Origin of the sequence: Novipirellula artificiosorum, from assembly GCF_007860135.1 — a bacterium.
Lineage (GTDB): Bacteria > Planctomycetota > Planctomycetia > Pirellulales > Pirellulaceae > Novipirellula_A > Novipirellula_A artificiosorum.
Genome location: NZ_SJPV01000002.1, coordinates 619356 through 646308, shown reverse-complemented (window position 1 = coordinate 646308; position 26953 = coordinate 619356). Strand labels below are relative to the sequence as shown.

At 55.3% G+C, this 26953-nt stretch carries 23 protein-coding genes; 15 read left to right on the top strand and 8 right to left on the bottom strand.

Annotation, left to right across the window (positions count from 1 at the left end; genetic code table 11):
- The first annotated feature begins 61 nt into the window (after positions 1-61).
- Positions 62-574: a hypothetical protein gene (locus Poly41_RS08285; RefSeq protein ID WP_146525426.1), complete on the top strand. Its 513-nt coding sequence runs from the start codon at positions 62-64 to the stop codon at positions 572-574.
- On the opposite strand, the gene Poly41_RS08280 is transcribed toward Poly41_RS08285, so the two are convergent.
- Complete coding sequence (locus Poly41_RS08280; RefSeq protein WP_197231153.1) at positions 571-1077, bottom strand: ferritin; 507 nt, start codon at positions 1075-1077, stop codon at positions 571-573. The two genes, Poly41_RS08285 and Poly41_RS08280, sit on opposite strands and share 4 nt — an antisense overlap.
- Before the next feature lie 594 nt (positions 1078-1671).
- On the opposite strand from Poly41_RS08280, the gene Poly41_RS08275 reads away from it, so the two are divergent.
- Positions 1672-2409: a hypothetical protein gene (locus Poly41_RS08275; RefSeq protein ID WP_146525424.1), complete on the top strand. Its 738-nt coding sequence runs from the start codon at positions 1672-1674 to the stop codon at positions 2407-2409.
- Positions 2410-2430: 21 nt separating this feature from the next.
- Positions 2431-3330 (top strand): rhomboid family intramembrane serine protease, encoded by a 900-nt coding sequence (locus Poly41_RS08270; protein ID WP_146525423.1) that lies wholly within the window; start codon positions 2431-2433, stop codon positions 3328-3330.
- Between the two features lie 153 nt (positions 3331-3483).
- On the opposite strand, the gene Poly41_RS08265 is transcribed toward Poly41_RS08270, so the two are convergent.
- From Poly41_RS08265 to Poly41_RS08240, 6 genes are all read right to left on the bottom strand, one after another.
- Positions 3484-6603 (bottom strand): mechanosensitive ion channel domain-containing protein, encoded by a 3120-nt coding sequence (locus Poly41_RS08265; RefSeq protein WP_231615514.1) that lies wholly within the window; start codon positions 6601-6603, stop codon positions 3484-3486.
- A gap of 192 nt (positions 6604-6795) precedes the next feature.
- Entirely contained in the window at positions 6796-10158 is a 3363-nt protein-coding gene (locus tag Poly41_RS08260; RefSeq protein WP_146525422.1) for a mechanosensitive ion channel domain-containing protein, read from the bottom strand.
- A gap of 82 nt (positions 10159-10240) precedes the next feature.
- On the bottom strand, positions 10241-12286 hold the full coding sequence (locus Poly41_RS08255) for an ATP-dependent DNA helicase (protein ID WP_146525421.1): 2046 nt from the start codon (positions 12284-12286) through the stop codon (positions 10241-10243).
- Positions 12287-12395: 109 nt separating this feature from the next.
- A complete protein-coding gene (locus tag Poly41_RS08250; RefSeq protein ID WP_231615513.1) occupies positions 12396-13724 on the bottom strand; it encodes a hypothetical protein in 1329 nt (442 codons plus the stop codon).
- A 24-nt stretch (positions 13725-13748) separates the two neighbouring features.
- Entirely contained in the window at positions 13749-15173 is a 1425-nt protein-coding gene (locus Poly41_RS08245) for a sigma-54-dependent transcriptional regulator (RefSeq protein ID WP_231615512.1), read from the bottom strand.
- A gap of 170 nt (positions 15174-15343) precedes the next feature.
- The gene (locus tag Poly41_RS08240; RefSeq protein WP_146525420.1) at positions 15344-16837 is read right to left on the bottom strand and encodes a PAS domain S-box protein; all 1494 of its coding nucleotides are present in this window, start codon (positions 16835-16837) and stop codon (positions 15344-15346) included.
- Positions 16838-17059: 222 nt separating this feature from the next.
- Here Poly41_RS08240 and Poly41_RS08235 point away from each other — a divergent pair, with 222 nt between their 5' ends.
- Positions 17060-17611, top strand: a complete 552-nt coding sequence (locus Poly41_RS08235) for a DUF2059 domain-containing protein (protein ID WP_197231151.1) — start codon at positions 17060-17062, stop codon at positions 17609-17611.
- A gap of 14 nt (positions 17612-17625) precedes the next feature.
- On the opposite strand, the gene Poly41_RS08230 is transcribed toward Poly41_RS08235, so the two are convergent.
- Positions 17626-19062: a sulfatase family protein gene (locus Poly41_RS08230; RefSeq protein WP_146525418.1), complete on the bottom strand. Its 1437-nt coding sequence runs from the start codon at positions 19060-19062 to the stop codon at positions 17626-17628.
- A 342-nt stretch (positions 19063-19404) separates the two neighbouring features.
- Here Poly41_RS08230 and Poly41_RS08225 point away from each other — a divergent pair, with 342 nt between their 5' ends.
- The 11 genes from Poly41_RS08225 (at position 19405) to Poly41_RS08175 (ending at position 26933) form a co-directional block, all read left to right on the top strand.
- Positions 19405-20214 carry a DeoR/GlpR family DNA-binding transcription regulator gene (locus Poly41_RS08225; RefSeq protein WP_146525778.1) on the top strand — a complete coding sequence of 270 codons (810 nt, stop codon included), beginning with the start codon at positions 19405-19407 and terminating at the stop codon, positions 20212-20214.
- Positions 20211-20948 (top strand): phosphate propanoyltransferase, encoded by a 738-nt coding sequence (gene pduL / locus Poly41_RS08220; RefSeq protein WP_146525417.1) that lies wholly within the window; start codon positions 20211-20213, stop codon positions 20946-20948. Before Poly41_RS08225 ends, pduL begins: the two co-directional genes overlap by 4 nt.
- A gap of 68 nt (positions 20949-21016) precedes the next feature.
- Complete coding sequence (locus tag Poly41_RS08215) at positions 21017-21316, top strand: BMC domain-containing protein (RefSeq protein ID WP_146525416.1); 300 nt, start codon at positions 21017-21019, stop codon at positions 21314-21316.
- A gap of 62 nt (positions 21317-21378) precedes the next feature.
- Positions 21379-21648, top strand: coding sequence for a BMC domain-containing protein (locus tag Poly41_RS08210; protein ID WP_146525415.1), 270 nt, complete (start codon positions 21379-21381; stop codon positions 21646-21648).
- 89 nt (positions 21649-21737) lie between these two features.
- Positions 21738-22928: an acetate/propionate family kinase gene (locus tag Poly41_RS08205; protein WP_146525777.1), complete on the top strand. Its 1191-nt coding sequence runs from the start codon at positions 21738-21740 to the stop codon at positions 22926-22928.
- A gap of 103 nt (positions 22929-23031) precedes the next feature.
- Positions 23032-23343, top strand: coding sequence for a EutN/CcmL family microcompartment protein (locus Poly41_RS08200; RefSeq protein WP_146525414.1), 312 nt, complete (start codon positions 23032-23034; stop codon positions 23341-23343).
- A 2-nt stretch (positions 23344-23345) separates the two neighbouring features.
- The gene (locus Poly41_RS08195) at positions 23346-24815 is read left to right on the top strand and encodes an aldehyde dehydrogenase family protein (RefSeq protein WP_146525413.1); all 1470 of its coding nucleotides are present in this window, start codon (positions 23346-23348) and stop codon (positions 24813-24815) included.
- 64 nt (positions 24816-24879) lie between these two features.
- On the top strand, positions 24880-25137 hold the full coding sequence (locus Poly41_RS08190) for a EutN/CcmL family microcompartment protein (RefSeq protein ID WP_146525412.1): 258 nt from the start codon (positions 24880-24882) through the stop codon (positions 25135-25137).
- The gene (locus tag Poly41_RS08185) at positions 25130-25768 is read left to right on the top strand and encodes a hypothetical protein (protein ID WP_146525411.1); all 639 of its coding nucleotides are present in this window, start codon (positions 25130-25132) and stop codon (positions 25766-25768) included. Before Poly41_RS08190 ends, Poly41_RS08185 begins: the two co-directional genes overlap by 8 nt.
- Positions 25765-26046 carry a EutN/CcmL family microcompartment protein gene (locus Poly41_RS08180; protein ID WP_146525410.1) on the top strand — a complete coding sequence of 94 codons (282 nt, stop codon included), beginning with the start codon at positions 25765-25767 and terminating at the stop codon, positions 26044-26046. The genes Poly41_RS08185 and Poly41_RS08180 overlap by 4 nt, the downstream gene beginning before the upstream one ends.
- Before the next feature lie 29 nt (positions 26047-26075).
- Positions 26076-26933 (top strand): class II aldolase/adducin family protein, encoded by an 858-nt coding sequence (locus Poly41_RS08175; protein ID WP_146525409.1) that lies wholly within the window; start codon positions 26076-26078, stop codon positions 26931-26933.
- The last annotated feature ends 20 nt before the right edge of the window (positions 26934-26953 follow it).

The window sequence follows — 26953 nt, the reverse complement described above, 5'->3', positions numbered from 1 at the left end:
CCGCTGGAGTTTTCGCTTCCGCTTCGTTGCGAGTTTGAGGATTGGGCATCTTTTTCTAAAGATGCCTTTTTTTCTGGCCGATGAAGGACAAAGCGAACCATCGTTCGCATTTCGAGGGGGGCATTCCTCGAACGAACGCAGCGGTCCCGTCATGCTGGGTCGAACCCATCTCCGCACCTGTTTTCTTGTCGCCGTTGTCGGTCTGATCGCCGGCCAGGCTGGCTGCGTAGCGCTCAACATTCCCAGCGAGCGAATTGCTGACCCGACCGACCGCGGCGGGCCCTTGGGGCATTGGCGACGTGGCGGCGGTCCGCATCACGTCTCACCACCGGGATTGCTGTCATCCGTCCAGGGCGGAGAGACGGAGATGCTGGTCCATGACGATTCTTATTCCGGCGAATTCCTCCGCCCATCAAGTTCCGACACGCCTTGGGGCTGTGACACATTCGGAGGAGGAGCATTGACCGTCGATCCGTTTGATGCCTCGGTCGACGAACAAGGGACCGCGAAGCCCCCTGAAGTTCCTTGGCCGCGATTTCATCCCGTCCCAACGCGTCCCGTTTTTGGTGGCTAGGTTGCTTCGGGAGCCTCGAGGGTTCGGCCGCTCAATTGTTCGTCGATCATAAACAACCCCATCGGCTGGTCGCCAATCTTTTTCAGCTTCTCAACGATCGAGATAGCAGCGGCTTCTTCTTCAACCTGCTCGGTCACGAACCACTGTAGAAAGGCGATGGCGGCGTGGTCGCTGTGTTTGACTGCCAAGTCGACCAATGCGTTGATCTTGCGACTGATCAGACATTCATGGTCATAAGAATCCTGAAAAGCCTCCAGCGGGCATGCCCACTCAATCTTCGGTGCATCGATTTGTTGCAAAATGACCCGGCCACTTCGCTCATTGATGAAGTCCACGAACTTCATGCCATGCAAGCGTTCTTCGTCGGCCTGAATCGTCATCCAGTTCGACATACCCTCTAGGTTCTGATCCGCAAAATAGTTGCTCATCGATAGGTAAAGGTAAGACGAATAGAGTTCTGCGTTCAAATGATCGTTGAATGCAGCTTCGATTTCTTTGTTCATGATCCTGCTCTTTCAAGAGAATGGGTTCAAACTGATCGTGCGTCTCCGCCCCAAAAACCGCGAAAGTCGAATCGCCAGGGCAAACTCGCTGCCCCCAATCGTTACGGAATGTTACCGCGATCGGCAAGGGGCCACCTAGAACGAGGGTTCGAGTGGCTCGACTGCCCGAGGCCGCGGTAGGATGCTTGGCGGCGAAACTACGGCCCAGCACATCGTTTTGGGAGCAAATGCCTCCCTTGGTTCGAAATGTGGCAAGGTCCCTGCTCGCGGTACATTGCACGATTTCTTCTCTGCGATGACGCAGCTGTCCGGCGGCAAGCCGCTTTTCGTCTGTGCCCGCCCAGCCCTACTCGGTTACGATAGGGGCGTCTTCAACCTCTGCTGTAACACCAGCGATTTCCCATTCACCCTTGGGGTTTTGGCTTGCTTCACGAACGATTCATAGAAGCCCCCTGCCGGAGCCGTGATGGTGACGGGGCAAGAGGGTGTTTCCTTCTGCGTCGTCTGTCGATCGTCGTTGGGAAGTGTGCCCAGCGAACCCGATCGCAGGGCCCGCGTGTTGTCTTGTCGGCTTCTCTGTTGGGGTCACTCCTCATGGTGGTCGTCTCGAAAGCAGCGGACAACCCTCTGTTGATTCGTGAGTCTCAAGCTCGTGATTCGGTTCAATGGCTGGCGACGATGGCGATGCGTGAGCTCCCGCCGAAGTATGAAGGTGACAAAGGCTGGGGCGAGACCCGAAAAGTATGGGCGGGTGTCCACACTCGGCTCGACGGGTTCAAAATCAAGACGCATCGCCGCTATCGAGAACAAGAGCATGGCCGTTGGGTCCGATACGAAATCATGTTACCACCGTCCGGTTCCCCTCACGCGGCAAAAACGACAGTCCATTCGGTTACACGAACCCAACAGGAACTCTGGCACATTGAGTCGACGAGTGAAGTCTTGATGACGTTCAACGCTCGTATCCAGCGTTGGAATTATGGCGTCAAATGGTACAGCGTTACGGTGTCGGGGAAGATGCGAGTCCGGTTGCGGTTGGGGGCGACCATCGGATTCCATGCGGACTACCTTGAAGTGCCGCCGGCGCTGGTCATCGATCCACGCGTCGACACGGCGGAGCTGAAAATGGCGAGTTTTGAAGTCGAACGAGTCAGTCACATCGGGGGGGATGCGGCAGAGGCGTGGGGCGAGGTGATGCAGGAATTGATCGTTGAGCGATTCATCGAAGCTCAAAATGATCGAATCGTTGCTAAACTTAACCATGCAATCGACAAGCATCGTGATGATTTGCGACTTTCTTGGCCCAAGCTGCTAGGCGAATCGCTTCCCTAAACGGTTAACCACCCCTTTGACATGAATCCGTCTTTGCCGCCGCATGCGACCTTCCTTCGTTTTCGTGACCGTCGGTCGTGCATGGAATCACGTTTGGTGCTCGATTCGGCAGGAATACCCGCGCGCACCTTTCACCAGGATGGGCATTGGCAAATTGCCGTGCGAGCGGAAGACTACGATCGCGTCGTTGCCGAGTTGCAGGCGTACCGCCAAGAAGAGATGGCAGATCGGTCACCGAGTCTGGGGCGGATTCCCCTCTTCTCAGGTTCGCTCCTTGGCCTGCTCGGTTACTCTCTGGGAATCGTCTCGGTCTTCATCCTAGCGGACGTCTCGGCGTACGGAATCGATTGGTCTGCGGTCGGTGAAATGCGCGCTGGCGACGTTGTCGCCGGCCAATGGTGGCGAACCCTTACCGCACTGACCTTGCACGTCGACGGCGTCCATCTGGGATCCAACTTGGTATTTGGCTGCGTCTTCGGATTGCTAGCTGGCCGAATTCTAGGTGGCGGAGTTGCATGGTTGACCATCGTTGTCGCCGGAGCACTCGGCAATCTGATCAACGCGTTTGTCCGAGATGCAGACCATGTATCGATCGGTGCGTCAACGGCCGTCTTTGCGGCACTGGGCATCATGGTCGCCCACGCGCTGCGGCCACGGACGCTGCTACGCGAAAAGGCTATGAAACGATGGAGCCCATTGGTTGGAGGTGTGTTGATGCTCGCGATGTTGGGCACCGGAGGAGAGCGGACCGATGTGATGGCCCATGTCAGCGGCTTCGTTGCCGGAGTGATGATTGGCTGGATCGGTTGTCGGTTGCCCGATCGTTACCTCGCAAGAGACGACGTTCAGTTCGCCGCCGGCTTTGCGGCATTTGGCATCATCGCTGTCGCCTGGATCTTCGCGGTGATTGCCGTCGGCTAAGGAACCGACCCGCTGTCTTAGAACCTATCCGAAAAGGGGTCTGACCCTTTGTCGTCCGACGTTTCGATTGCTCAAGAACTCGTTGTTTTCGAATGGATTCGCTACCGATACGCTCAGACCAAGAGAGGGTCAGACCCCTTTTCGGAAAGGTTCTTAAGCGGAACGCCGGCGGACGGTTTGGTGTTTCGATGGATACAAGCCACTTGTCTTTTCTTCCATGGCTGGCTGCGAAGGCTGGTTGGCGACCAACAGCTCTTTCTCCCTCAGGAAGTCTTTGACAAGTCTCAGCAACGCATCGCGAAACCTTGATGGATCCTGTCCCTCTTCGATCCACGCTCGGACTTCGATTCGCTGAGAACGTTTTCCGACACAAACCAAGGTGGCATGAGGCGACGGCGTCAGTAACACATCGGGTTGCTCGATGACCAATTCTTGGAGGGTTCGGCAAATGTCCGCGGGTCGGACGCTGCGATTGATGGCGACTTCGATCGGGATGACGTTCAACCGTCCCGCGCCCATCCAATGGACCACATCCTCATTGACAAAATTTTTGTTGGGAACAATCACTTCACGTCCATTTTCGTCCGACAATACCGTCGTCCGAAACTTCTGGGATGCGACGCGTCCCGTCACTTTTCCAACCGTGATCAAATCGCCAAGACGTGCTGGTTTTTCAAACAGGACTATAAAACCTCCAAATAGATTTCGCACCATGTCTTGCAAGCCAAATCCTAATCCCACCGTCAATCCTACCGCCAACCATTCGATCGATTTCCATTGGATTCCGATCCACTTGCAAGCCACCAAACATCCTACGCCGAACAACAGACAGCGTCCGAGCACAAGCGTAAAGTGCTCCATTCCCTCGTCAAAGGAAACTCGTTGTAAGACCAATGCGTCAAACATCGCCGGCAACAGCTTGGCGAGTTGGAACGCTACAAACAGGGTCGCTGCCGCCAGCAGCAGATGCATTGCCGTGATCGGTGTGGTTTCCACTACGCTACGTGTGATCGAATGTCCGGTTGCGTCAACCGCAGACACCATGACCGTGTCCTGAACCGTCCAAACGACGGGGTTGCCCATGCGGACGTTCGGAAAGACATCGATCCACAGCCAACCAAAACAGACCATCGCACCGACCACGAGCGTACATTGGCAGAGAAACGCTAAGTGATGCTTGAGCTCTAAGGAGTGTTCGGCAAGTGTGCCCGATACCGATTCGGATTGAATCTCCCCGTATTCATCGAACTGCCGAATGGGTTGTGATCCGGTCAGCAGCTGCCAAGCGGACGAGGACAGAATCTTGACGGGCTCCCACAATGTCAAGGCGATCCCTACGCTCGCAAGCGTGATGATCGCCCGATTCACGAGTTCGTTGGCCGTGAAGGTGTAGCCCAGTGCGGAGAGGGTCATCAACGCGAATGGAAAACCAATCCCCACCAAGTAGATCACCAACCGGATACGATAGATCACACGTCCACCAAGCTTGGCAACCAGGGGTTCCAAGAAACCACCGGAAGGTCGTAGCGAAAGGTGAGCGGTCCACACGACCAGCAGCATGGCAGCGAGGAAGCCAAAACGGGATACCGACGCTCGCCACATCCCATGGTCGATCAAGCCCGATAGCGTGATCAGGTAGGCAGCTAAAGCCAAGCCAAAACCAATCACCGTCATGTACCGTACCGCGTTGGTGCGGCGTGGCAATTCAATGTCGACGTGCTTGTCGATGAAACCGTGGTTACGCAGGAGTTGCCGGGGCAATTCAACCAAGAGGGTGACGAGGCTGGCCGCATAGAGACTGCTTGAAGCATGTAGGGTCGACTCGGAAACAACACCGTTTCCCAACCACCTTGCGATCGCATACAGCATGCCTGGTAGCGCCGTGGCGACCGATACGGTCAATAGACCTGCGGCCACCTTGCGCAGGTTCGTCGTGGTGTCTCGCAAGGTCTTCCGATTTCCAATACCGACCAGCCATGATTTGCATCGCCACCGCGCTAGCCCAATGGTGATGATGAGGGCGATCAAACCGATTCCGCTGAGCGGATCCGACTTCCAGTTGCGTTGGATCGAGTAGCCAAAGTCTGAGCTGCGATCGGAATGAAAGAGGGCAGACATACCTCCTTTTAAATGGCGTACATCTCGTAGGCTCAACGGGTCATCGCTGCGGATCCATGTAACATGGCGATCGATCAGTTTTCGATAGTCGTTCGACAGACTTGTAAACGCGGTGGTTGCCGAATCCAGCTCTCCTAGCTTGAGTCGATAGTCGCTGTACCCCTGAGTCAGCAAGCCTAGCCAGTACGCGCGCTGGCGAAGCAGATCCTGAAGCTGTGTCACCAGCGAAGTCGTATTCGCCAGGGTGGAGTCGACTGCCGCATTCACGAGGATTTCGTTGGCTTGGCCAATGGCGTCCGATCCGTCGTATGGAACCATTTCGAGTTCCAATTGATGCTGACGCGACTCGGCAAGCTCTTGGCTAGCAAAAAGCGACGAAGAATGGTGGGCTTGCCATTGATCGAGCTGCTCCTTTTTGTGTTGCAGCAGCAGTCCCACGGTTGGAGTCAGGCCATAGAGACGCAGTTTGGACTGGACGTCTTCATAGTCGCGAGCGGTGGTGACTCGGGTTGCATCGGTTTCGTCAATACGAATCGCGAGTTGCTGATAGGTCTCCGCAAGTTCTGCCCATTGGTCCGCAAAGTCCGCGTTCTCGGTAGCGAATTTGGCGGCGACCGGTGAAGTGGATTGGGCCATCTTCCGCAGGTAGGCCGCATTTTGACGAGCCGCAGCAATCTGTGTCGAACGATAGGGTGAGGGTGGGGCCTCGCCTATCGCTGTGGTCGTTGTCCAATCCCCGCGAGGATCGGCGAGGGTTGCAACTTGCGTGAACCGACGGTCGTCACCTGAACCGACTTCGCTGACGCGATCACGTGGAGGGTAGGTTGCATCTCGAGATCGTTCGATCGGATAGTACGCCGGTTGCGTTACCGCCTGGCGGGGGGGAGATGGGTAGGTGGTAGAGGGGCGGTAATCCGGCGCGTAGGAAACGGCGGGTTGCGACGTCGCGGATTGGGAGGAGGGATAGACCCTCGTGGGATACGATCGCGATTCAAAGGCGTTTTGGGCCACAGATCGATTCGAGTCGACCATGCCGAAAACCAAGGCCACAAGAAGCACGGCCGCAAGCAACCGAGCGAGAGAAACGATCGAGGCGGACGTCAAACGACCACCACAACGGGTAAGTCTGCAATGGAGGTTGTTTCGATGTAGCATCTGCGACCACTTGCCTACGGCTGATGAATGGACCAATCGTGCCGCAGGGACTGCGTGGAGACTCGAAACCACGCCAATGCGCAAAGCGGCGAAGTTTGAAATACGCTATCTTGCCCGACCGGCTCTACCCCGATTGGGTTTCACAGCAGGAAATGCCAGAGATTTTGACACTTCTGGGGTCCAATCGCCGCTTTACGGTTTCATATGGACATCGTGTTGTGGGAACGGGATGCTAATCCCCGCTTCGCGGAATGCCCGCATGATTGCGATGTTGATTTCATGAGTGACTCCGATACGGCGATCCAAATTCGCCAAGAAAAATCGAATCGTGAAATTCAGCGAACTGTCGCCAAACGTATCAAAGTTGATCAGCGGTGGAGGGTCATCCATGACATCGGGATGTTCGGTGACGACGCGTTGCAAGATCGCCTGGACCTGTTCGAGATCGCTGTCGTAGTCGACGCCAATCTGAAGGGTCAGTCGATTGACCACATTCGACAGCGACCAATTGAGTAGTTTTTCCGTGATCAAATCCTTGTTCGGGACAACCAACTCTTTGCGATCCCAACTGGTGACGGTGGTGGCTCGCATTTGGATCCGAGACACAATCCCGGTGGTGCCGTCGATCGTGACGACGTCCCCCACGCGGACTGGCCGTTCCAGAAGCAAAATGATTCCCGAAACAAAGTTGGCCACAATCTCTTGGAGTCCGAACCCCAGGCCGACCGAAGCGGCTGCGAGCAGCCAGCCGAGTTGAGTCCAGGGAACACTGAGTAAGTTCAAGACGATGATGGCAGCAGTCACGATCAACGCGTAACGCAAAATGGTGGTCAACGCATAGCGGGCACCGCTGTCGAACGACGTCCGACGAAGAATAAAGAGCTCCAATAAGCTCGGTAGATTCCGCACAGCAAAGAGTGCGGCGACGATGGTGCCAATGATGTACAGAATGTCACGCAGCGTTACCGGCTCGACCGTCTCGCCGATGCTGATGTTCCACAGCTCGATTCGGTCAAAAATCTTGATCGCGGGCAGCACATCGCTCCAAAGGTAAGAAAGCCCAAACAGCGCTGCCGCAGCGGTGATCACGTAAACCAATTGCCGTGTGTCTCGGTCCAGTTTGGGTAAATCGGCAGTTTGTTCTTCCTGAAGCTCAATGCTGACGTCGCCAGCAAGACCATCGGAGTGAGCTGAGCTTGCTGCGGACAGTTTCTTGTCTCGACGTTGAATCGCCTGGCGGCGGGAAACGTCGCGGTAATGCAGACTGAGGACGCGAAAGGTCAGAGCCATCACTAACAGCAGCGAAACTAACAGCAGCATCGAGAATTGCAGCAGTTTCCCCAGCGTAAAGGCTGTGTCCAAAAAACCGCTAAACGACATCACGGCAAACAACAGCGGCAGCCCCGTGGTCACGCCCCAAATCACGCGCCGCCATCGGTAACTCTTGGACTCAGGAATGTCACGCCGCGTTTGAACAAAGATCGGGCTACGAACCGAAAAAACGATCGAGTGAAACAGGGCACTCATGATAAACAATGCGATCGATATCAATCGCAACATCGTTTCGCGAACAGTCGGATCACCGTACGCATTCAGTGTTGCTATTAAGAAAATCAAGATGCCACCGACCGCGGTGTACCACCGCAGATGAAACCTTAGCATGGTTCGAATGGCTTCATCCCAACCAAAGTGGATTTCCGCGAGTCCATCGACGCGACAAACCTCCTTCATCAGCTCTCGCGAAGCGATGTAAATCGCCGTAATCACGAACGCCTCTCCCACACCGAGTACGAACGGATCACTACTTGGATTCGCGAGCAACAGCCAGCCGATCAGCCCAAACAGGGCGGGCCAGGCAATGGCGAGCATGGCTGTGATCAGCAGCGCCTTTGCCGTCACAACAAAGGTGGTATCAAAACGCGTTGCTTCTTTCGCCAGGATGACCAGCGTCTTCCGTAGCCGGGGGCGATACAGAAAAAGAGCCAACACAACCAAGCAGCCACCCCACGACGCGATGGGGCGTGTCATCAGGCCACGGGGTAGTTGGTCACCGACACTTTGCCAATGACTCGCATTCATGAGCCACACCGTCGCTGGCAAGACGTTCTTGAGTTCGCCGAGAGAAAAAGCGGGCGCGCTGCGAATCCAGAAAACGTTCTGATCGACCAATTCGATGTACTCGTCAATCACCAGTCGCAGTTCACGTCGATTCGTGTCTGCGCTAAGCATCGTCTGCAATAGCGATTTTTGTGCTTGCAAGGCCTCTGAAAGCAGTTGTTCGCGTTCTTCGAGGAGTCTCCGTTGTTCCGCATCACGACGCGAAGCGTCAGGCGTGTCATTCCATTGCTTGATTGCCGTTTGAACGTCTTGAAGTTGGTCCTCGAGTTCAAAGACGCTGATTTGATACTTCTCGATTCTTTGACGCAGGTCGGCGTGGGGGCGAAACTCTGTTTTCAAGCTTTCGAATTCGTCTCGTTTGTTCCGTAACATCAAGCCAAGTGCATCGGTCAATCCGACTTTTTCAAGCCGTTCTTTCGATTTCTCTTTGGCACTCTTGACCTCTTCGAACCATTCCTGTGATTCGCTCATCAATTGGGCTGCTTTGGCTGACTCCGTAACGAGCCAGTGCAGCCGTTCGGCAATCTCGATGTTCTCGCGAGCCATTGGTTTGAGGAGTGCCGGTACGAGCGCAAGGTCTTTGCGGAGGTTGTCGACCCGGTCGGCCGCAAGGTCACGCTGCCGCTCGGATAGGATCGATTGTAGCTGTTCGGATTGCGCGTTCAGCTTCTGGACTTGACGTTGGGCGATCTGCGTTTGCAGCGGAAGCAGATCGGTCGTCACCGCGTAGGCTTTCAGCTCCTTTTGTAATTCATTCAACTTCGCTTCGAGCGATTCGCGACGCGATCGGAGCTGCGTCATCCGTGCGCGAGTTTGCACTGGAGTCTCATTTGCTGGAACTTCTCGAGCCAATTGGTCGCGTGTCGTTTCGAGTTCCTTTTCGACTTTGGTTTGTTCCGCGGGGATTTCGGCAAGCCGCTTTTGCCGTTCCGCGCTTTGTGTCGAAAGTTGTTGGAATTGCTCGGAGGCTTCTGTCCCTTTTGCCTTGGTCGCCGCCAATTCCTGTTTGATCGTTTCGACGGTTGTTTCGGGGGAAACGTCGACCTTGGCCGCGGTTGGCTGTTTTTGGATCTCCGCCGTTGCCTCGCGAATGCGGTCCGCAGCGGTCGAGGCGTTCAGCTCAAACCGATCGGCATTTTGCCGGCTGCTCTGCGTTGCTTGTAGGTTTTGCTGAGCCTGATGGTAGAGGTCCTGGAGCGATGCCTTGAGGGTTTCATCGAGAGCCCCGTTCTCTGCAACCTCCTGAAGTCCCGCTTCAATCGTCTTGGCATCAACGGTTTCGCTTGAGGGGGACGTTGATCCAGCCAATTGCAATTGCAATTCCTGGGAAAACAGCGGCGAATGGCAAGTCAGCACGCAAGCGACGATCGGCAAGATCACGCCGAAGGGAACACGGAGCGCGTAGCGAGTGGTTGGCAAGGAGTGAATTGTGGTCATGTGCCAATCGTACCGACCCGGCAGCGGATTGGGCAAGTGACGCCTGCTTTCGCCACTGGCAAGACGTTACCAGGAGCGGGCGTTATCGGGATTTCGGGATTGGTGACACGTACTGCACCGGCACGTCCGGCAACGCCCGCAAAAACGCTCGCCCATAGGCCTTGCTCTCGATCCTCGGATCTAACACCACGACCATTCCGCTGTCCTGGCGGGTGCGAATCAATCGACCAAAACCCTGTCGGAACTTGATGATGGCCTCGGGCAGTTGGTAATCATTGAAGGGGTTGCCGCCAGCGGAGCGAATCGCTTCCAATTTCGCCTCGAGCAGAGGATGATCGGGAACCGCGAACGGCAGTTTGGTGATGATCACGTTGGTGAGTGCGTCGCCCGGAACATCGACACCTTGCCAGAAACTGTCGGTCCCGAACAGAACCCCGTTTGGATTGCGACGGAAGGCGTCCAGCAGTTGGGTACGGTTTTGCGTCCCCGCCTGGCTGTACAACTGCAATTCGTGCTTGGCCAACCAGGATGCCAACGCCGATGCGCACCGTCGCAGCAGGTCGTAGCTGGTAAACAACACAAACGCATGACCTTCGGAGTGCCCAACGAAACGTTTGATCTGTTCGGGGATCGCTTTCTCGAAAGAGGCACGCTCCTTCGACGGGTCTGGCAGGTTGCGTACCACCACCAATTTCGCCTGCTTCGCATAATCAAAGGGGCTGCCGACTCGAATCGACAAGCCACCGGTCAGTCCAATACGAGAGCGATAGAATTGGAAGCGATCATCCTTCCCGGTCGCCAAGGTGGCGCTGGTCATCACGACGCTACGAATCTGGTCGTTCTGGAACAGTTGCTCACGCAGCGTAGCGCCGACGTCAATCGGTGACGCTGCCAGTGTCACGCGATCCGTACCTCGGCGAGATCCCGTTCGTTCGATCCAGTAGACGGCTCCCTTGATTTCTTGTTTCAGCCATTGTCGTAGACCGCCCGAGAGTGTCAGCAGCCGATCACGAGCGGATTCGAAATCCTTTTGGTCGGATTCATCTTTCTGCCCTTCCGCTTGCAGGTGCAGCGCTTTGGCAAGGGTTTCCATCGGCTCACTCAACGAATTGTCGACCACGTCGGGGTGTCGCACGCGGCCATTACGCGTGCCAGAGGTTTCCCACCAATCTAAGACGTCGGCAAACAAGTTGGATGCTGCAAATCGACAGCGATCCACCTGCTTCTGCAACCCTCGCAAATCCTTGTCGACGAGTAAGCCCTTCTGGTTTTGATCGTTGTACAGTTTGTTGAACAAATAATCGTACTGGCCACTGGACAACCGAATGCCTAAATGATCGCCAGCGACCGCTTCCATCGTATGGCACTCGTCGAGGATGACCGCATCGTAGTCAGGCAAAATCGAGACGTCATGCTGGCGAAGTGCCAAGTCGCTGAAAAACATGGCGTGATTGACGACCAGCAACTCCGCATGATTGGCTCGGCGCCGGGCCTTGAAGTAAAAGCAATTTTTGAAATGCGGGCATTTGCGTCCCAAGCAGTTTCCCGTATCGCTCTTGACTTCATCCCAAACGGCCGTATCCGGTTTGGTGGACAACGTCGCCAACGATCCATCATGGGTCTTGTTGGCCCACTTAGAAATCGATTGCAATTGTTGGTACTGAATGTCGTTCCCCAACATCGTGGTCATCTTCGTCAAGGCGCGGTTCATTCGTCGAAGGGACAAATAATTGCTACGGCCTTTGACCAACACGGCCGAGAACTCACGAGCAATCACACTATTCAGTAGCGGGATGTCCTTGTGAATCAGCTGTTCTTGCAAGCTGATGGTATGGGTCGAGATCACGATTCGCCGTTTGCGCCCGTCCTCGTCACCCTCCTCTTGGTTGAGCTCTTCTGGCTCGAGCCCCTGGTTTTCGGTGGCATGCAAGATGGCAGGGACCAAATACGCAAAGCTCTTTCCCGTGCCCGTTCCCGCTTCCGCCACAAGGTGCTGCTCCGATCGCAGCGCCGTTTCGACTTCGCGGGCCATGGCCAATTGCTGAGGGCGTGGCTGAAAATTAGTTAATCTTCGGGCAATGCTGCCATCGCAGCCAAGAATCGATTCGGCTTGCAGTGGTTCAGACAAGGACGGCGCGCTGGCAGAGGGAAGCGAGAAGTGAACAACGCGACTCACGATACCAAGAGCCGGAGCCAAACGACAGGTCCGCAGCTGTCGAAACCTCAACCCAAAGGGATTATGACGACTCGGCCGCAAACAACTGCGGCTTGACGTCGCGGAGAATTTCCAAAATCTGTTGGCGCAGCTCCGCCGTCAGATGTTCATAATCTTGGTCGCGATTCCGCTGCTTCAGCACATCGAGCAATTTCTGCACGACACGGGACCGGACCTCAGAAGGCAGTCCATCGAAGGCTTCACTGTCAATGAGGAAGCTGCATGGGTATCGGAACAAACGGGTCGATAAATCGAAATCGCGTAACGACCGGCCTTGCGTGTCTCGTTTCCCTCGCTTCGAAAACTCCTCGGCAAACGAACTGCTCCCTGAAACACGGCTCGACAACGGAAACTCGCCACTCATCAACAGATGCTTGACCACATTGTCCGCCGCCCGGTCCAGCCGCCGCTGCGTCGATTCGCTGACATAGTCCTTGGGACGCCCCAACAGTTCGTTCATTTGCTTGGCTTGTTCGAGCGCCATCCGCGTTTCATAGTTGGCCGCTGCGATCGCATTGTGCATTTGCGTCTGATGCTCCAAAACCATCAAGGCCACAATGTCACTATGGGGGGACAAGTAGCGATCCGTGTCGAAACGGTCCGATAAATCCTGCAAATTGGCCCCCGCTTCGCGATCGATTTTCGCGTCGGCATCTTTGCCGCTGGCGATTTCGTTTCCCATGTGTCGCATCTCGCCGTGCGTGCCCGTGACGTACCACCCGCCCCACCTTTCTTCGAACTTGCTGGTGTAGTCGGTCAGGAACGTGCCGCTGCCAAACTTGGGGTAGCCGCGCGGGTCAATGAACATGCTGCGGACCAAGTACCCAGGGACATCTTGCGTGCGGCTGGAGGAGTGGCAGGTCAAGCATTGCCCTCGATCACGCACCAATCTCGGCGCATCCGACTGGGACTGTTCAAGCGTGTAGAAGATGGCTCCTTGCTGAGGATCCGTCACCGCGATTTCGACGACGTCACCCTGCTGGCACCAACCGACGTAGGTGTCGTCATTGAAGTACAACGCACGAGGCGTTCGCGGAGAAATCCGCTGCAGTTGTAAGCTGGTTTTCGAAAAAACCAACGTTTGTGAGCTGATCGGAACCTCCAATTCACTCAACAACGATTTCAAGTAGCCGTGATCCTCGTCCCAAACAAGTGATTTCTGGCTCGACTTCAATCCCTCCGCTAATCGGCTGGCTCGATCATGGACCGGGGCGTCGTGGTAGCTGATCGGCGGTTTTTCAAAATGGGTCGACTGAGCGAACGCCACAGAGGACACCCCTCCACCCGCAATCATCAAGATCGCCACGATGAGCACACCCACCGTGGGTCGAGGCCGAGAAATCAAACGCATAGGGGTCCGCCTGGAATTGAAGCATCAGTCGAGGATTTCGGCCGAAACCGGTACGGATTCACCATGGGTTTGTTGCGAATCCGCGCCGTGAAGCACATGGAAACGTTCCAGCAGTCGGTACAATTTCCGCCGATGAATTCCCAACACGCGAGCACTTTTGGCCTTGTTTCCGTTCTCTCGCTCTAGAATATACAGGATATGAGCTTTGGCAACGTCGTCCAGGCAATCACTGGTTCCGCCACTGGCCGACAAGCGGTGTGGCAAATCGGTAGGGTGCGTTTTCCCCTCGTGGTGCAGAAGTTCGCGAGGCAAATCGTCGAGGGTGATTTCATCATTGTCGGCCAAAATGGTTGCCCGCTGAATCACATTGATCAACTCACGAACATTTCCGGGCCACGAATGTTCATTCATCGCTTGACGCGCCGCCGCATCGATCGACCATTCAACGGGCAAGAAGTAATCGATCAACTGATCCACATCGCTGCGGCGCTCGCGAAGAGGCGGCAAATGGACGGGCAAGACGTTGACACGATAAAAAAGGTCTTCGCGGAACGTCCCCTTCTTGACGTCGTCGGACAAGTCACGGTTGGTTGCGGCAATGATCCGCACGTTGACCTTTCGCTCTTTGTGGGAGCCGATCCGACGCATCGATCCGTCTTCCAAGACACGCAACAACTTCGGTTGTAGCGATAACGGCATCTCCCCAAGCTCGTCGATGAGAAGCGTCCCCCCATTGGCGACTTCAAACAAACCAGGCTTCTCCGAGGTCGCTCCTGTGAACGCCCCTTTTTGGTGCCCGAACAACTCGCTCTCGACCAACGTCTCGGGAAGCGCAGCGCAGTTGATCGTGACAAACGGTTGATCGGCCAAATGACTCGCCCGCCAAATGGCCTTGGCAACCACCTCTTTCCCCGTACCACTCTCACCACTGATCAGCACCGGCTTGTCGGTCGGCGCAATTCGCTCGATCCACTTCCCCACCCGTTGCATCGCATCGGAATCACCGACCAGCTTCGCGGTCGTTTGAGTGCGAGACAAAATGGCCTTGAGCTGCTTGTTCTCGCGGCGCAACATGCTTCGTTCGCGGGCTAGCTCGCAGTGATGCTCTAAATCACCGAGCGGGCACGGTTTGGTCAAGTAGTCACTTGCTCCCATCTTCATCGCTTGAACCGCCGATTCGATGGTCCCCTGCCCGGTCAAGATCACGACCTCCAAGTCGATACTGTCATCGCGAATACGCTGTAACAACTCGATCCCCGACATGCCGGGCATGTTCATGTCAAACACCCCCACGTCAAAATCATGTCGTTGGCAAATCGCCAAGGCCTCCGCACCACTGGCGGCGGCAACAACGTGGTGCCCTTTCCGCTGCATCCAACGTGCGCAGGAATCTCGAAAATCGTGATCGTCTTCCACCAATAGAATTGAGATTGATCTTTCCATCACCATCGCCCTTGCTCCACTTCGATGCGCATGTTTACCCGCAAATCCGCTACCTGATCAAGCAGACCGAGTGCCAAAGCGTCTTAACACCCAGAATAGCGGCATTTAAGGACCGATCGACCGGCCGGCGTGCGAAATGTCTCGCATTTAGACTCAGTGCGCGCGAATACGCACACTCATGCTTCTGGCAATTGGCTTGCCACGGCAACGGGTTGCAAGGGCAAAACGACGGTCACCCGGGTCCCCCGATCGACTTCGCTGCGAATCGAAATGGTACCTCCATGGACGCTGACAATTCTTTGGCAAATCGGTAGCCCCAAACCGGTTCCCGACTGTTTGGTGGTGAAGAACGGTTCAAAGCAGCGGGTTTCACTCGATGGCGGCATGCCAGGTCCATCGTCCGACAATTCAATCGATCGAACCGATTTGCCCACAAGGACCATGTCGGAAATGGAAACGCGCAGGGTCACGCCCGCAGGCGCCGCTGCCATCGCGTTTTCCATCACATTCCGAAACACCTGACTCATTCGATGTGAGTCACAGACCATCTCTGAATGATCACGTTGTTCGAAGAGGAGCCGATGCTTGGCACCTCGGTACTCACATAGCAAATTCTCAAAAGCGGATTCCACGAGTTTGGAGATCAAAACACGATCACGGCGCAGCAGGATCGGCGCGGCATACTGACGCACTTCCTCGTAGTTGTGTTGAAGGTCACCTAGCGAACGCCGAATTCGAGCAATCAAATCCAATTGTTCGCTCTGGTCTTCGAGGTCCAATTCCAACAGGTCCAAGCAGCCGCGTGCGCGTTGAAGTGCATTGCGGCTTTCGTGCGCGAGTCCCGTTACCATTTGGCCGATTGCGGCCAGCCGTTCGGCTTGGACCAGCTTGGTCTGGGCGTCATACAATTCGGTGATATCGGTCACGAGCCATACTTCGTGGTGATCGTAGCGGTGTCCGGCAATTCGCAACTCTCGCTGGACGCCATCTTTACGGACGATGGAAAGGACGCACTCCTCACGAAAGCCAGCCTCTTTGACCGCTTGGTACTTTTGCAAGCTGGCAGCATGATTTGGCCCACAGAGCACTCGAAACCAATCCCCCACGGTTCCAATCTCGATTGCTTGGTATCCTGTCAAGTACTCGACGGCACGGTTCACGAACAATGTTTGACGGTCCACATAAACGGCGCCGGCGGGCAAGTTCTCGACTAAGAATCGCATCCGGCTCTCGCTCAGTCGAAGCTCCTGTTGCACCCGATTCAAACGTTCTTCTTCGAGGCGGCGTCGCTCCGTTGCATCAAAAATGTTCGCCAAGACAAACAGCTCGCCATCGAGTTCGACGGGATGCAGACTGATGTCGACCGGAAAGACCTCTCCATTTTTTCGGTTGACATACAAATCACGTCTCGCTGCCATAGGACGTGGCTTGGGGCTCGCCAAGTAGCGTTCACGCTGTGCTTGATGCGAGGCACGTTTCTCCAATGGAATCAAATGTTCGATCGGCTTGTTGACAAGTTCGCCGGGATCGTAGCCAAACATGGCGTCCACAGCGGCATTGGCCATCACAATCTGGCCCTTGCGGTTGGCGATCAACAATCCAGCCGGCAAAGCCTCGAAGATCGACTGGAACAGTTTTTCATCACGATAAAGAGGATCAGAGAAACTCATGGCTGCTGACTTGATTCGGTAAGTTGCTTCCCGTGTTCCATGGAGCACCTGTGTTTCATTTGTCTATCTTAAAGGGTTGCGGTGCGGCGTGCACGACCGTTCGGTCCATTGTATTTTATCGGGGTGCATGCGTTTCAAAAGCAGACGGGCTCGGTACAATCGCGGGATGGCGTGATGGCACTCAGCACGCAATCCATTTTCAATCGTACAAGAAAGCCCACCATGAAAGCCCGCCTCTACCTCGTCTTTTTTGCCGCCGTCGCATTCGGGCTGCCGGCCAAAGCACAAGATGGCGATGTTGCCACTCCGCCGCCAGCAACCGGTGTCGCTGCCGATGCGGCGCCTGCGGCAGAACCGCCTTCGGATTCCCATACGGCTGCAGCCGAAGTGTTCTTGGAAGCCATGAACATGAAGGAAATGACGCAGGAAACAATCGATCAGATGCTGGAGATGCAGGTCCAGCAACAACCTCAGCTTGAAATGTTCAAGGACGTGATGAAGGGATTCCTACATAAGCACTTGTCCTACGATTCGCTCAAGGGTGAAATGATTGACCTCTACAAAACGGAGTTCACCGAAGAAGAGCTCAAGCAATTGACCGATTTCTATCGCACTCCGTTGGGAAAGAAGGCGGTCCAGAAACTGCCGATTCTTTCTGCGAAAGGTGCCCAAATCGGGATGCAACGGGTTCAAGCCAATATGGGCGAATTGCAACAAGCGATCATGGAACGCACGATGCAAATGCAAGGCGACGACCTGAAACCGACCGAGTGATCGGCCCCCGCGAGCTACTTCTTAGAAGCTGGGCCCGCTTTTGCCCTTGCAGCCATTTCCTCGACAAACCGCGGATCCCGTAACGGGTCGGCGGTTTCGCTTTCCCACTCGGCTAGCGCCGCGGTTAACCGAGTGCGGACGGCTGCCATCGAAGGCTCGCCAGCCACATTGTGCAGCTCCCAAGGGTCGGATTCCAAATCAAACAGCTCCCACTGTGGGGGGGCTGCCCAGTTCTGATAGGCACGTTCGAATTCGCTCTCGATGTATTTTGGGTCTCGCGGTTCGTCCATTCCTGGATCACCATCCATTCGAATCTGTAGCGGATTGCCTGGCAGTAGGTTGTGAATCAGTTTGTATCGGTCGTCACGAATCGCCCGCCGGGGAAAAAACGGCGTCAGCCCGTGCGAGTGAAACTCCGCTGCCAAGTAGGGACGCCAATCGGATGTGTCGCCCGCGACAGGTTTTCGAAGCGAATGCCCGTGCATCGGTGTTGGCAGCGGGGCACCCACGGCGTCGAGAACGGTGGGGACGATATCGACGGATGAAACCATCGCATCGCTCACGATCGGCTTGCTGACACCCGGCCAGCGGACGAAGAAGGGGACTCGCAACCCCGCCTCGTAGCAGGTTGTCTTCCCTCTGGCGAATGGCGGGCCATGATCACCAAGAAACAGAACCAACGTGTCTTCGGAGTGGCCAGATGATTTGAGCTTCGCCATCAGCATCCCGATTCCCGCATCCAGCCGATGCACCGCGTTGTAGTAGCCAGCGATTCGGTCGAGATGCTGCGGCGCACGGTAACCTTGAAAGGGAAATGGCCGCACGTCCTTTCCGGTCAAAACTGTCACCGGCTGCCCTTCGACCTGGTCTTGAAAGAACCAAGGGCCCTTGCCTTGATTCCGCTCCCAATGCGGGTCCGAATAATTGATCATCAAAAAGAACGGTTGGCTCGATGCCCCAATGAACTCGGCCGCTGTGTTGGCAACGCTCGCGACGTCGCGTGTATTGGCTTTCCCTCGGAACGACCAGTGGAAGGATGACTCGGGTGCAACGTGCAGCTTGCCAATGATGCCGGTTCGGTATCCCTCTTGGGCCAATCGATTCGGAAGGGTTGCATCGCGAAATTGGCGGTGCAGTGAGTAGCCGCTGTTGGTCAACGCGTATTGCCCGTTGGTATGCGGATAAAGTCCAGTGAACATCGCACTGCGTGATGGGCTGCAGGATGCTTGGGCGACATAGGCCACGTTGAATCGGGTCGAGTCCGCTGCGAGTGCATCCAAATGGGGCGTGACCGCGACCGGATCACCGTAACACCCAAGCTGTAACCCCAGATCATCGCTGGTAACCAGCAGCACATTGATCCGATTCTGTGACGAAGCGGACGATGCGCTGAGCAGAAGTCCCAACAGCAACGACGCGATGGATAGCAGCCTGGGATGAAAACGAGCCATTTGAGGAAACCGTTCTATTGGATGTCGTTAGGAACCATTGAACCCGAAAAAAAATCTGAACCCGAAAAAAAATCGAGTGAAATACAGTCTGACACAAAGCAGGCGTGGCATGCCGCCTCAATCGCGGCAAACCCCTCTCCTGCGACACGATGACGCAGGAAGGGGTCGGTGCATGACACAGGACAGAGACCGTGAATTGCTGGAAAATCCCCTTTAAAGCAAGGATAGATGCAGTTTTTCTCTCAAAAATCGAGAAAGGTGATTGATTTCTTTCAAAAATGAGAGAAAACTATCATTATTGGAGTTTATGAGCTTTAGGTAAGAGGCGGGGTATCCTGGATGGTGAAGACGAAATCACGTCGCGATCGCCTTCGTAGTGTTATTCAATCTCGCGGCTTCGCAGCGTTGGGGGAATTGGCCGAGTCCTTTGAGGTGAGTGAATCGACGATCCGGCGGGACCTGGAGCAATTGGAGCATTCAGGCGATGCGCGGCGGACACACGGTGGCGTCTTTTGGACAGGCAATCCGTCCACGATGCGGGTGTTCGGCGACCGGCGTGACACGATGTGGGCCGCGAAGAGTTCGATTGGACGGATCGCAGCCGAGTTGGTGGAGGACCACGACACCATTTTACTTGACGGCGGTAGCACGACCTACGAGCTGGCGCGGCACTTGGTCAAGCGACCGTTGCAGGTGGTGACCAACAGCTTGCCGGTTGCTCATTTGCTGAGTTCGAGCGAGTCGATTGATTTGATCATGGTTGGCGGAAGCGTTCGAGGGCGAACGGCGGTGGCCATCGGGCCGATGGCCGAACAGGTGCTCCACACGTTGAACGTGGCAAAAGCGTTTTTATCGGTCGCAGGAATTACCGAGCGAGGCTACTTCAACAGCGACATGATGTTAGTGGAAAGTGAAAAGTCAATGATTACGGCCGGCGACCAAGTGATTGTGGTCACCGACAGCAGCAAGTTCGGGAAAGTCAGTTTGAGTCGGATATGCGGTTTGGGTGAAGTAAACGCCGTGGTGACCGACTCTGGGATCAATTCTCAGTGGAAACAGCGATTGGAAAACGAGGGTGTCGGATTAGTCTTGGCATCAACCCCCAGTTCTTTCAGTCGCACCAAACAAGACGAGAGCAAAGAAACAGAATGACCTTTACCATTGAACGTAGTCAAATCGAAGGGTTGGTGCGAAGTGCGATTCGCGGCTCGCTCGCAGCCTCCTCCGCACCGCAATCGGCGTCGAAGACGCTTGCCGGGTTCCAGCCACCGGGTTGGGTGGACGGCAAACCAAACTTGCGTGTCAGCATTTCGGCACGTCACGTTCATTTAACCGACGAACACGTCGAAATGCTGTTCGGCGCTGGCAGCAAATTGGAGCCTGACAAGGACCTTTATCAGGACGGGTTCTACGCCGCCAAACAAACGGTGATGGTGGTTGGCCCACGGCGGCGGATGTTACCGAATGTTCGTGTGCTCGGTCCAACGCGACCGTTTAGCCAAGTCGAATTGGCGTTGACCGATTCGATTTCGCTCGGCATTGACGCGCCGGTTCGTCACAGCGGCCATGTCCATGACACGCCGGGCTGTGTTTTGGTTGGTCCTGCGGGAACGGTGAAGCTCGATCAGGGTGTCATTCGCGCCGCGCGGCATGTCCACATGAATTTTGCGGACGCGGATCACTACGGTGTCAAGAACAGTGACAAGATGCAGTTGGTGGTGAAGAGCAAAGAATGCAGCGTCATTTTTGATGATGTATTGGTCCGGGCCGACGAGGCCGCCAAACTTGAAGTGCACATTGACACCGACGAAGGCAACGCATGCAACCTTGAAGCTGCGATGGAAATTCTTCTTCGCAAGGACGACTGCGGATGCCAGAAAAAGTAAGTACGTCAGGCTCGAAGGCTTGATGGATGATCCCCCCCCTTTTCCTCTTTCCCTAAGGCATAGCTCCTATGGCAAAAGTAAGTGAAGCACTCGGCATGATCGAAACGAAGGGCTTTATCGCTCTCGTGGAAGCTTCCGATGCAATGATGAAGGCCGCCAATGTTCAGTTCCTCGGTTGGGACAAAGTTGGTAGCGGTTTGGTCAGCGCGTTCGTTACCGGCGACGTTGCAGCAGTCAAAGCGGCAACCGATGCCGGTGCGGCAGCAGCAGGTCGGCTTGGCGAAGTGATGTCGGTCCAGGTAATCCCACGACCACACGAAGACCTCGGCAAGGTGTTGAGAGTCGGCGCTGCGGCGGCAAAGAAGTAGTCCAGACTTTCTGACGACAAAGACAAACACAGAAACCTTTCATACAGCAAAAGAAAAATACAATGAACGATGCAATTGGTTTGATTGAAACCAAGGGATTGTTGGCACTCGTCGAAGCAACCGATGCGATGGCCAAGGCGGCAAATGTACAAATCGTCAAGCGAGTCGATATTGGTGGCGCTTACGTCACCACGATTGTCAGCGGAGACGTTGGTAGCGTTCGAGCCGCAGTCGAAGCCGGTGCGAACGCAGCGGCTCAGGTAGGCGAGCTTGTGGGTAGCCACATCATCGCTCGTCCTTCGGAAGGATTGTCGCCGGCTTTTTTGGGCTAGACCGGACGGCCGTGCAAACGGACCTCCCGGCTCCTGCGGATCCAACAACGGTAGCGAATTCCATCACCCTCACTGACAGCGATTCACACGTGCTCGTTCTGGTAGCTAATCTCGGTTCGACTAGCTTTAAGTATCGGCTCTACGACATGGCCGATGAGCGATGTTTGGCGCGCGGTGCCGTCGAGCGGATCGGCGATGCCGAAAGCAAATGCACGGCATCGATCGGTGATTGGTCGGACGAGCGAACGATGTCGGTTCCCGATCACGGGGTTGCCGTCGAAGCTTGTTTGACGCAATTGACGGATCCGGATCATGGTGCGATTTCGGATGCGTCCGAAGTGGCGGCCATTGGGTTCAAGGCGGTCCACGGTGGCCGGTTGTCGGGCGTTTTTCGTGTCGACGATGACGTGTTGGACGCGATGGCTGAGATGAATGCTGCTGCGCCAGCACACAATCCACCCTACATCGCCGCGATGAAAGCGATGCGAAGCCGCTTCGATTTACCGTTGGTGGCTGCTTTTGAGACCAGTTTCCATCAAACGATTCCGGCTGCCAGGAAAGAGTACGCGATCCCGCGAAAATGGGCCGACGAGTTGCATCTACGCAAATGGGGATTCCATGGCGCAAGCCATCGGTACATTGCCACGCGAAGTGCGGAACTGCTCGGTCGTAGCGACGCCCGGGTGATTTCCTGTCATCTCGGGGGAAGCAGTTCGTTGACCGCGATCGAAAGTGGTCAAAGCGTGATGACGACGATGGGGATGACGCCACAGACCGGATTGCCTCAGAACAATCGCGTTGGCGACTTCGATCCCTTCGCCTTGCCATTGATCATGCAGCGCACCGGGATGACGCTTGACGAGACGCTTGCACATTTGGCCAGCCAAGGTGGGCTGCTCGGGTTGAGTGGTCGGAGCGGTGATATCCGTGATTTGCGGGAAGCGGCCGCAGCAGGGGATGCGAATTCGCGATTGGCACTCGATGTGTTTGTCGAAGAAATTCGTCGGCATCTTGGCGGCATGATGGTCGCACTCGGTGGCGTGGATGCCATCGTGTTCACGGCAGGCATTGGCGAAAACGATAGCGAGCTTCGCGAGGCGGTTTGTGCTCGGCTCGAGGCGTTCGGGATTGTTATGGATCCGATCGCCAACAAAGCGGTCGAAGGAGAATCAACCTTCCACGCGGATTCCAGTCGCACACAATTGTGGGTGATTCCGACAAACGAAGAGATTGTGGTCGCGCGGCAAACCGTTGCGGTGCTGCAACAAACGCCGTCATGAAAACAAACGTAAGGCGGCGCAGCCGCAAGTGTCGCCCTGCCACACGCGGAAGAAGCTGTCGTACGTTTACAGAAACCTGCCTAAGAACTGATGTAGGCTAAACATGTTTATTGCACGAGTCACCGGATCGGTCGTTAGCACTCAAAAGGTGCAAACGATGACGGGCCATAAGTTGCTCGTCGTGGAACCGTATCGTCTTGAAAATGCCAAACGTCAGTCGCTTGAATCCACCGGACGCACGTTTGTTGCCGTCGACACGATTGGTGCGGGCGAAGGCGAGTACGTTTTGATCACCCAGGGCAGCAGTGCTCGACTGACGCCCGAAACGAAAACATTACCGATCGATGCGGTCATCATTGGCATCATCGACACGGTTCACATCGATAAAAACAGTGTCTACAACCGAAATGATTAACCATGCAACTCGATGAATCCCTAATTCGAAGTGTCGTCGCTCAGGTCTTGGCTGAAGTTGGACCGATTCCGCCGAAACCTGGCGTGGACCCCAATTGCGGTTGCCCGTTACCCAGTGCCAGCGGGACGGCGGGACAAGCCAGCGGTGGCCAGTACGGCATCTTTTACGACGCGGCCTCCGCGGTGGCTGCGGCGCGCAAAGCATTTGAGCAATTGCGTAGTCGAACCTTGGAAGACCGTCGTCGAATCATTGACATCATTCGGCGGATCGCGATTGACAATTGCGAAGAGCTCGGCTTGATGGAGATGGAGGAGACCAAGATTGGTCGCCCTGTCCACAAGATTGAAAAACTGAAAACCCTCGGTGAACGATCCCCCGGTGTCGAATTTTTGGAATCGAAGTGTTTCAGCGGTGACTATGGGTTGGCTGTCATCGAACGATCGCCGTTTGGCGTGATCGCTGCGATCACCCCTTCGACTCATAGTTTGCCGACGATCACCGGTAATGCCGTCAGCATGATTGCAGGTGGAAACGCGGTCGTGGTGAATCCACATCCGTCGGGCAAAAAGGTCGCAGCGGAGGGCGTTCGGCGCTACAACCAAGCGATTGCCGAAGAGGTTGGGATCGACAACCTGATTTGTGTCATTGCCGAGCCGACACTCGAAAGCGCGGACCAGTTGTTCGCTCATCGCGATGTTGCCTTGATCTGTGTCACGGGTGGACCCGCCGTAGGTCGTGCGGCACTCAACAGTGGCAAACGGGCGATCGTTGCAGGACCGGGAAATCCCCCCGTGGTTGTTGACGAGACGGCCGATTTAGACAACGCAGCTCGTTGTATCATTCAAGGCGCAGCCTACGACAATAATTTGCTTTGCATCGCGGAAAAGGAAGTGTTCGTCGTCGAAAGCGTATTTGATGACATGATGACGGCGATGAAACGAGCCGGTGCGGTTCAGCTCAATCGTGAACAGATTCAAACGTTGACGAGCAAAGCGATCGCTCAAGTGGGTGATGATCATCATGATGTCGCCGCAAAGGACTTCATCGGAAAAGACGCCAAAGTACTGGCCCAGGCAGCCGGCGTCTCGGTGCCCGACGATTGTGAACTGATCTTCGGCGAAACCGACGAGAATCATCCCTTTGTATCGGTCGAGCAAATGATGCCCTTCGTGCCATTCGTTCGCGCTACGGATGTCGATCACGCGATCGCGATGGCCAAAGAGGCGGAGCACGGGTTCCGTCATACGGCAATCATCCATTCGCGAAACGTTCATAACATGACCAAGATGGGACGCGAACTCGATACGACGCTGTACATCAAGAACGGTCCTTGCATGGCAGGGCTCGGGCTTGGTGGCGAAGGCTATCTGTCCTTCTCGATCGCTGGTCCAACCGGCGAAGGCGTAACGACTCCAACCACCTTCACTCGAGAGCGCCGATGCAGCATGATCGGCGAGTTGCGAGTGGTATAGAGGCTGACGCGAACACGGAGATGCCTCCGTTTTGCGAGTCGCTATCAGTGAAAAGAAATAAACTATGCAACCAGCGATTGTTCTCGGGTCCGCTCGCGCCACGATCAAGCACGCGAGCTTGTCGGGGCAACGGTTGGTGGTGATTCAGCCAATCGGAAGTGACGGGACACCCGATGGTCCACCGCTGATTGCCGTCGATGGGCTGGGGTGTCGAAAGAACGATCGCGTGATTGCAACCAGTGATGGCTCCTACGCACGGGAAGTCACCCAGCATCAGAATACTCCGGCGCGATGGAGCGTCGTCGGGATCATTGATGAGTAAGATTGACCGAAACATGACTCAACGTAACAACGAATCGCAACTCGACGCCGCCTGGATGGCCAGCATCGTACGGGATGTGATTGCGCGGTTGCAAACGGAACCGTCACAACCGGAACAGTCACAACCGGAACATGCAGAGGATTTGACCGATCATCGTCTGGTTACCGTGGCTTCGATCGAACAAGTCATCGCAGCCGGGAAGAGCGAAATTAGAATTGGAAAGCGGACCGTGGTGACTCCTGCGGCTCGTGACGAAGCGGTTCGTTTCGGCATCGCATTGGTGGCTGGTAGCGACAAACTCAAACAAGCTGTCTCGCCGACCGTGGCGGGACTTGAAATTTCAGACAGCCAGAACGGCGGTCGCGATGATCTGATTGCCGGACAACTTGCTCGCCGAAACGTGATCGGTTCGGCAAGGATCGTCGTCACCGATACGCCAGCATCCGATGTTTATCGGTTGTGCTGCGAGAAGCAGCGAGCCGTGATGGTGGCCGATACCCATTCGGTTGATCGATTCGCAGCAGAGTTTTCGCCCTCCGTTTGGGTGTTGGACATGATGCAATTGAATTTGATCGCTGCGGTGAATGTCGCCCAACGGATTTTGGTTCGAAAGGCAACGGAAAAACCATGAAGATTGCTCGCACGATCGGTACCGTCACGCTTTCGCGTTTCCATCCTTCGATGGGCGCGTCACAACTGCGCTGCGTCGAAGTGGTTGAATCGATTGACAAACTTGACACCGATCCACTCGGCGGTGAGACGATCGTCGCATGGGATTTGTGTGGTACAGGGATCGGTGACTTGGTCGCATTGGCCGAAGGCCCCGAAGCGGCTCAGCCCTTTGTGCCGGACGTAAAGGTGGTCGACGCCTCGATTGTGGCGCTGCTCGATAAAATTGACTTAGAATAAAACTCGTTTCATTATCAAGAAAGGGAATCATGCAAAATCTGCATAAAATCAAGCAAGAAATCTGTGACATCGGGCGTCGTATCTACACTCGCCAATTCGCGGCGGCCAATGATGGGAACATCACCGTTCGCGTGAGCGAAAATGAAGTCCTTTGTACACCGACGATGCACTGCAAAGGTTTTTTGAAACCCGAAGACATTTCATTGGTCGACATGACTGGCAAACAAATCGCCGGCATCAAACCGCGCAGCAGTGAAGCATTGTTGCATCTCGAAATCTACAAACAGCGGGCCGACGTCAAGAGCGTCGTGCATTGCCATCCGCCGCATGCAACCGCATTCGCGATTGCTCGTGAAGCGATCCCACAATGTGTTTTACCCGAGGTCGAGGTCTTTCTCGGTGATGTCCCGATCACCCAATACGAAACCCCTGGTGGCCAAGCCTTTGCCGATACGATACTGCCGTTTGTTGACAAGACAAACGTCATGGTTTTGGCCAACCATGGCACGGTTAGCTACGGCGAATCGGTCGAGCGAGCGTATTGGTGGACAGAGATTCTGGACGCCTACTGCCGGATGTTGATGTTGGCCAAACAGCTTGGAAATGTATCGTATCTCAGCCAAGACAAATCACAGGAATTGTTGGAGCTGAAACAGAAGTGGGGATATAGCGATCCACGCAATACACCCGAGTATAAGAACTGCGACATTTGTGCGAACGATATCTTCCGCTCGTCCTGGGCTGAAACGGAGGTGGACCGCCGAGCATTCCCAGCACCTCCGGCGAAGGCAACGAGCAGCAACGGTAGCGCCGCTTCGGGCGGAATGGATGAAGAAAAGTTGGTGAAGTTGATTACCGACGAAGTCATCCGTCAAATGCAGAAGTAGAAACATCGGACGAGTCATTC

What these genes read in the sequence shown, in the direction of transcription:
- Poly41_RS08285 (WP_146525426.1), top strand. Translation starts at nt 62, where the DNA reads ATGCCTTTTTTTCTGGCCGATGAAGGACAAAGCGAACCATCGTTCGCA.
- Poly41_RS08210 (WP_146525415.1), top strand. Translation starts at nt 21,379, where the DNA reads ATGAACGATGCAATTGGTTTGATTGAAACCAAGGGATTGTTGGCACTC.
- Poly41_RS08235 (WP_197231151.1), top strand. Translation starts at nt 17,060, where the DNA reads ATGAAAGCCCGCCTCTACCTCGTCTTTTTTGCCGCCGTCGCATTCGGG.
- Poly41_RS08250 (WP_231615513.1), bottom strand. Translation starts at nt 13,724, where the DNA reads ATGCGTTTGATTTCTCGGCCTCGACCCACGGTGGGTGTGCTCATCGTG.
- Poly41_RS08175 (WP_146525409.1), top strand. Translation starts at nt 26,076, where the DNA reads ATGCAAAATCTGCATAAAATCAAGCAAGAAATCTGTGACATCGGGCGT.
- Poly41_RS08240 (WP_146525420.1), bottom strand. Translation starts at nt 16,837, where the DNA reads ATGAGTTTCTCTGATCCTCTTTATCGTGATGAAAAACTGTTCCAGTCG.
- pduL (WP_146525417.1), top strand. Translation starts at nt 20,211, where the DNA reads ATGACCTTTACCATTGAACGTAGTCAAATCGAAGGGTTGGTGCGAAGT.
- Poly41_RS08230 (WP_146525418.1), bottom strand. Translation starts at nt 19,062, where the DNA reads ATGGCTCGTTTTCATCCCAGGCTGCTATCCATCGCGTCGTTGCTGTTG.
- Poly41_RS08200 (WP_146525414.1), top strand. Translation starts at nt 23,032, where the DNA reads ATGTTTATTGCACGAGTCACCGGATCGGTCGTTAGCACTCAAAAGGTG.
- Poly41_RS08185 (WP_146525411.1), top strand. Translation starts at nt 25,130, where the DNA reads ATGAGTAAGATTGACCGAAACATGACTCAACGTAACAACGAATCGCAA.
- Poly41_RS08180 (WP_146525410.1), top strand. Translation starts at nt 25,765, where the DNA reads ATGAAGATTGCTCGCACGATCGGTACCGTCACGCTTTCGCGTTTCCAT.
- Poly41_RS08280 (WP_197231153.1), bottom strand. Translation starts at nt 1,077, where the DNA reads ATGAACAAAGAAATCGAAGCTGCATTCAACGATCATTTGAACGCAGAA.
- Poly41_RS08270 (WP_146525423.1), top strand. Translation starts at nt 2,431, where the DNA reads ATGAATCCGTCTTTGCCGCCGCATGCGACCTTCCTTCGTTTTCGTGAC.
- Poly41_RS08215 (WP_146525416.1), top strand. Translation starts at nt 21,017, where the DNA reads ATGGCAAAAGTAAGTGAAGCACTCGGCATGATCGAAACGAAGGGCTTT.
- Poly41_RS08260 (WP_146525422.1), bottom strand. Translation starts at nt 10,158, where the DNA reads ATGACCACAATTCACTCCTTGCCAACCACTCGCTACGCGCTCCGTGTT.
- Poly41_RS08190 (WP_146525412.1), top strand. Translation starts at nt 24,880, where the DNA reads ATGCAACCAGCGATTGTTCTCGGGTCCGCTCGCGCCACGATCAAGCAC.
- Poly41_RS08275 (WP_146525424.1), top strand. Translation starts at nt 1,672, where the DNA reads ATGGTGGTCGTCTCGAAAGCAGCGGACAACCCTCTGTTGATTCGTGAG.
- Poly41_RS08265 (WP_231615514.1), bottom strand. Translation starts at nt 6,603, where the DNA reads ATGCTACATCGAAACAACCTCCATTGCAGACTTACCCGTTGTGGTGGT.
- Poly41_RS08245 (WP_231615512.1), bottom strand. Translation starts at nt 15,173, where the DNA reads ATGGTGATGGAAAGATCAATCTCAATTCTATTGGTGGAAGACGATCAC.
- Poly41_RS08195 (WP_146525413.1), top strand. Translation starts at nt 23,346, where the DNA reads ATGCAACTCGATGAATCCCTAATTCGAAGTGTCGTCGCTCAGGTCTTG.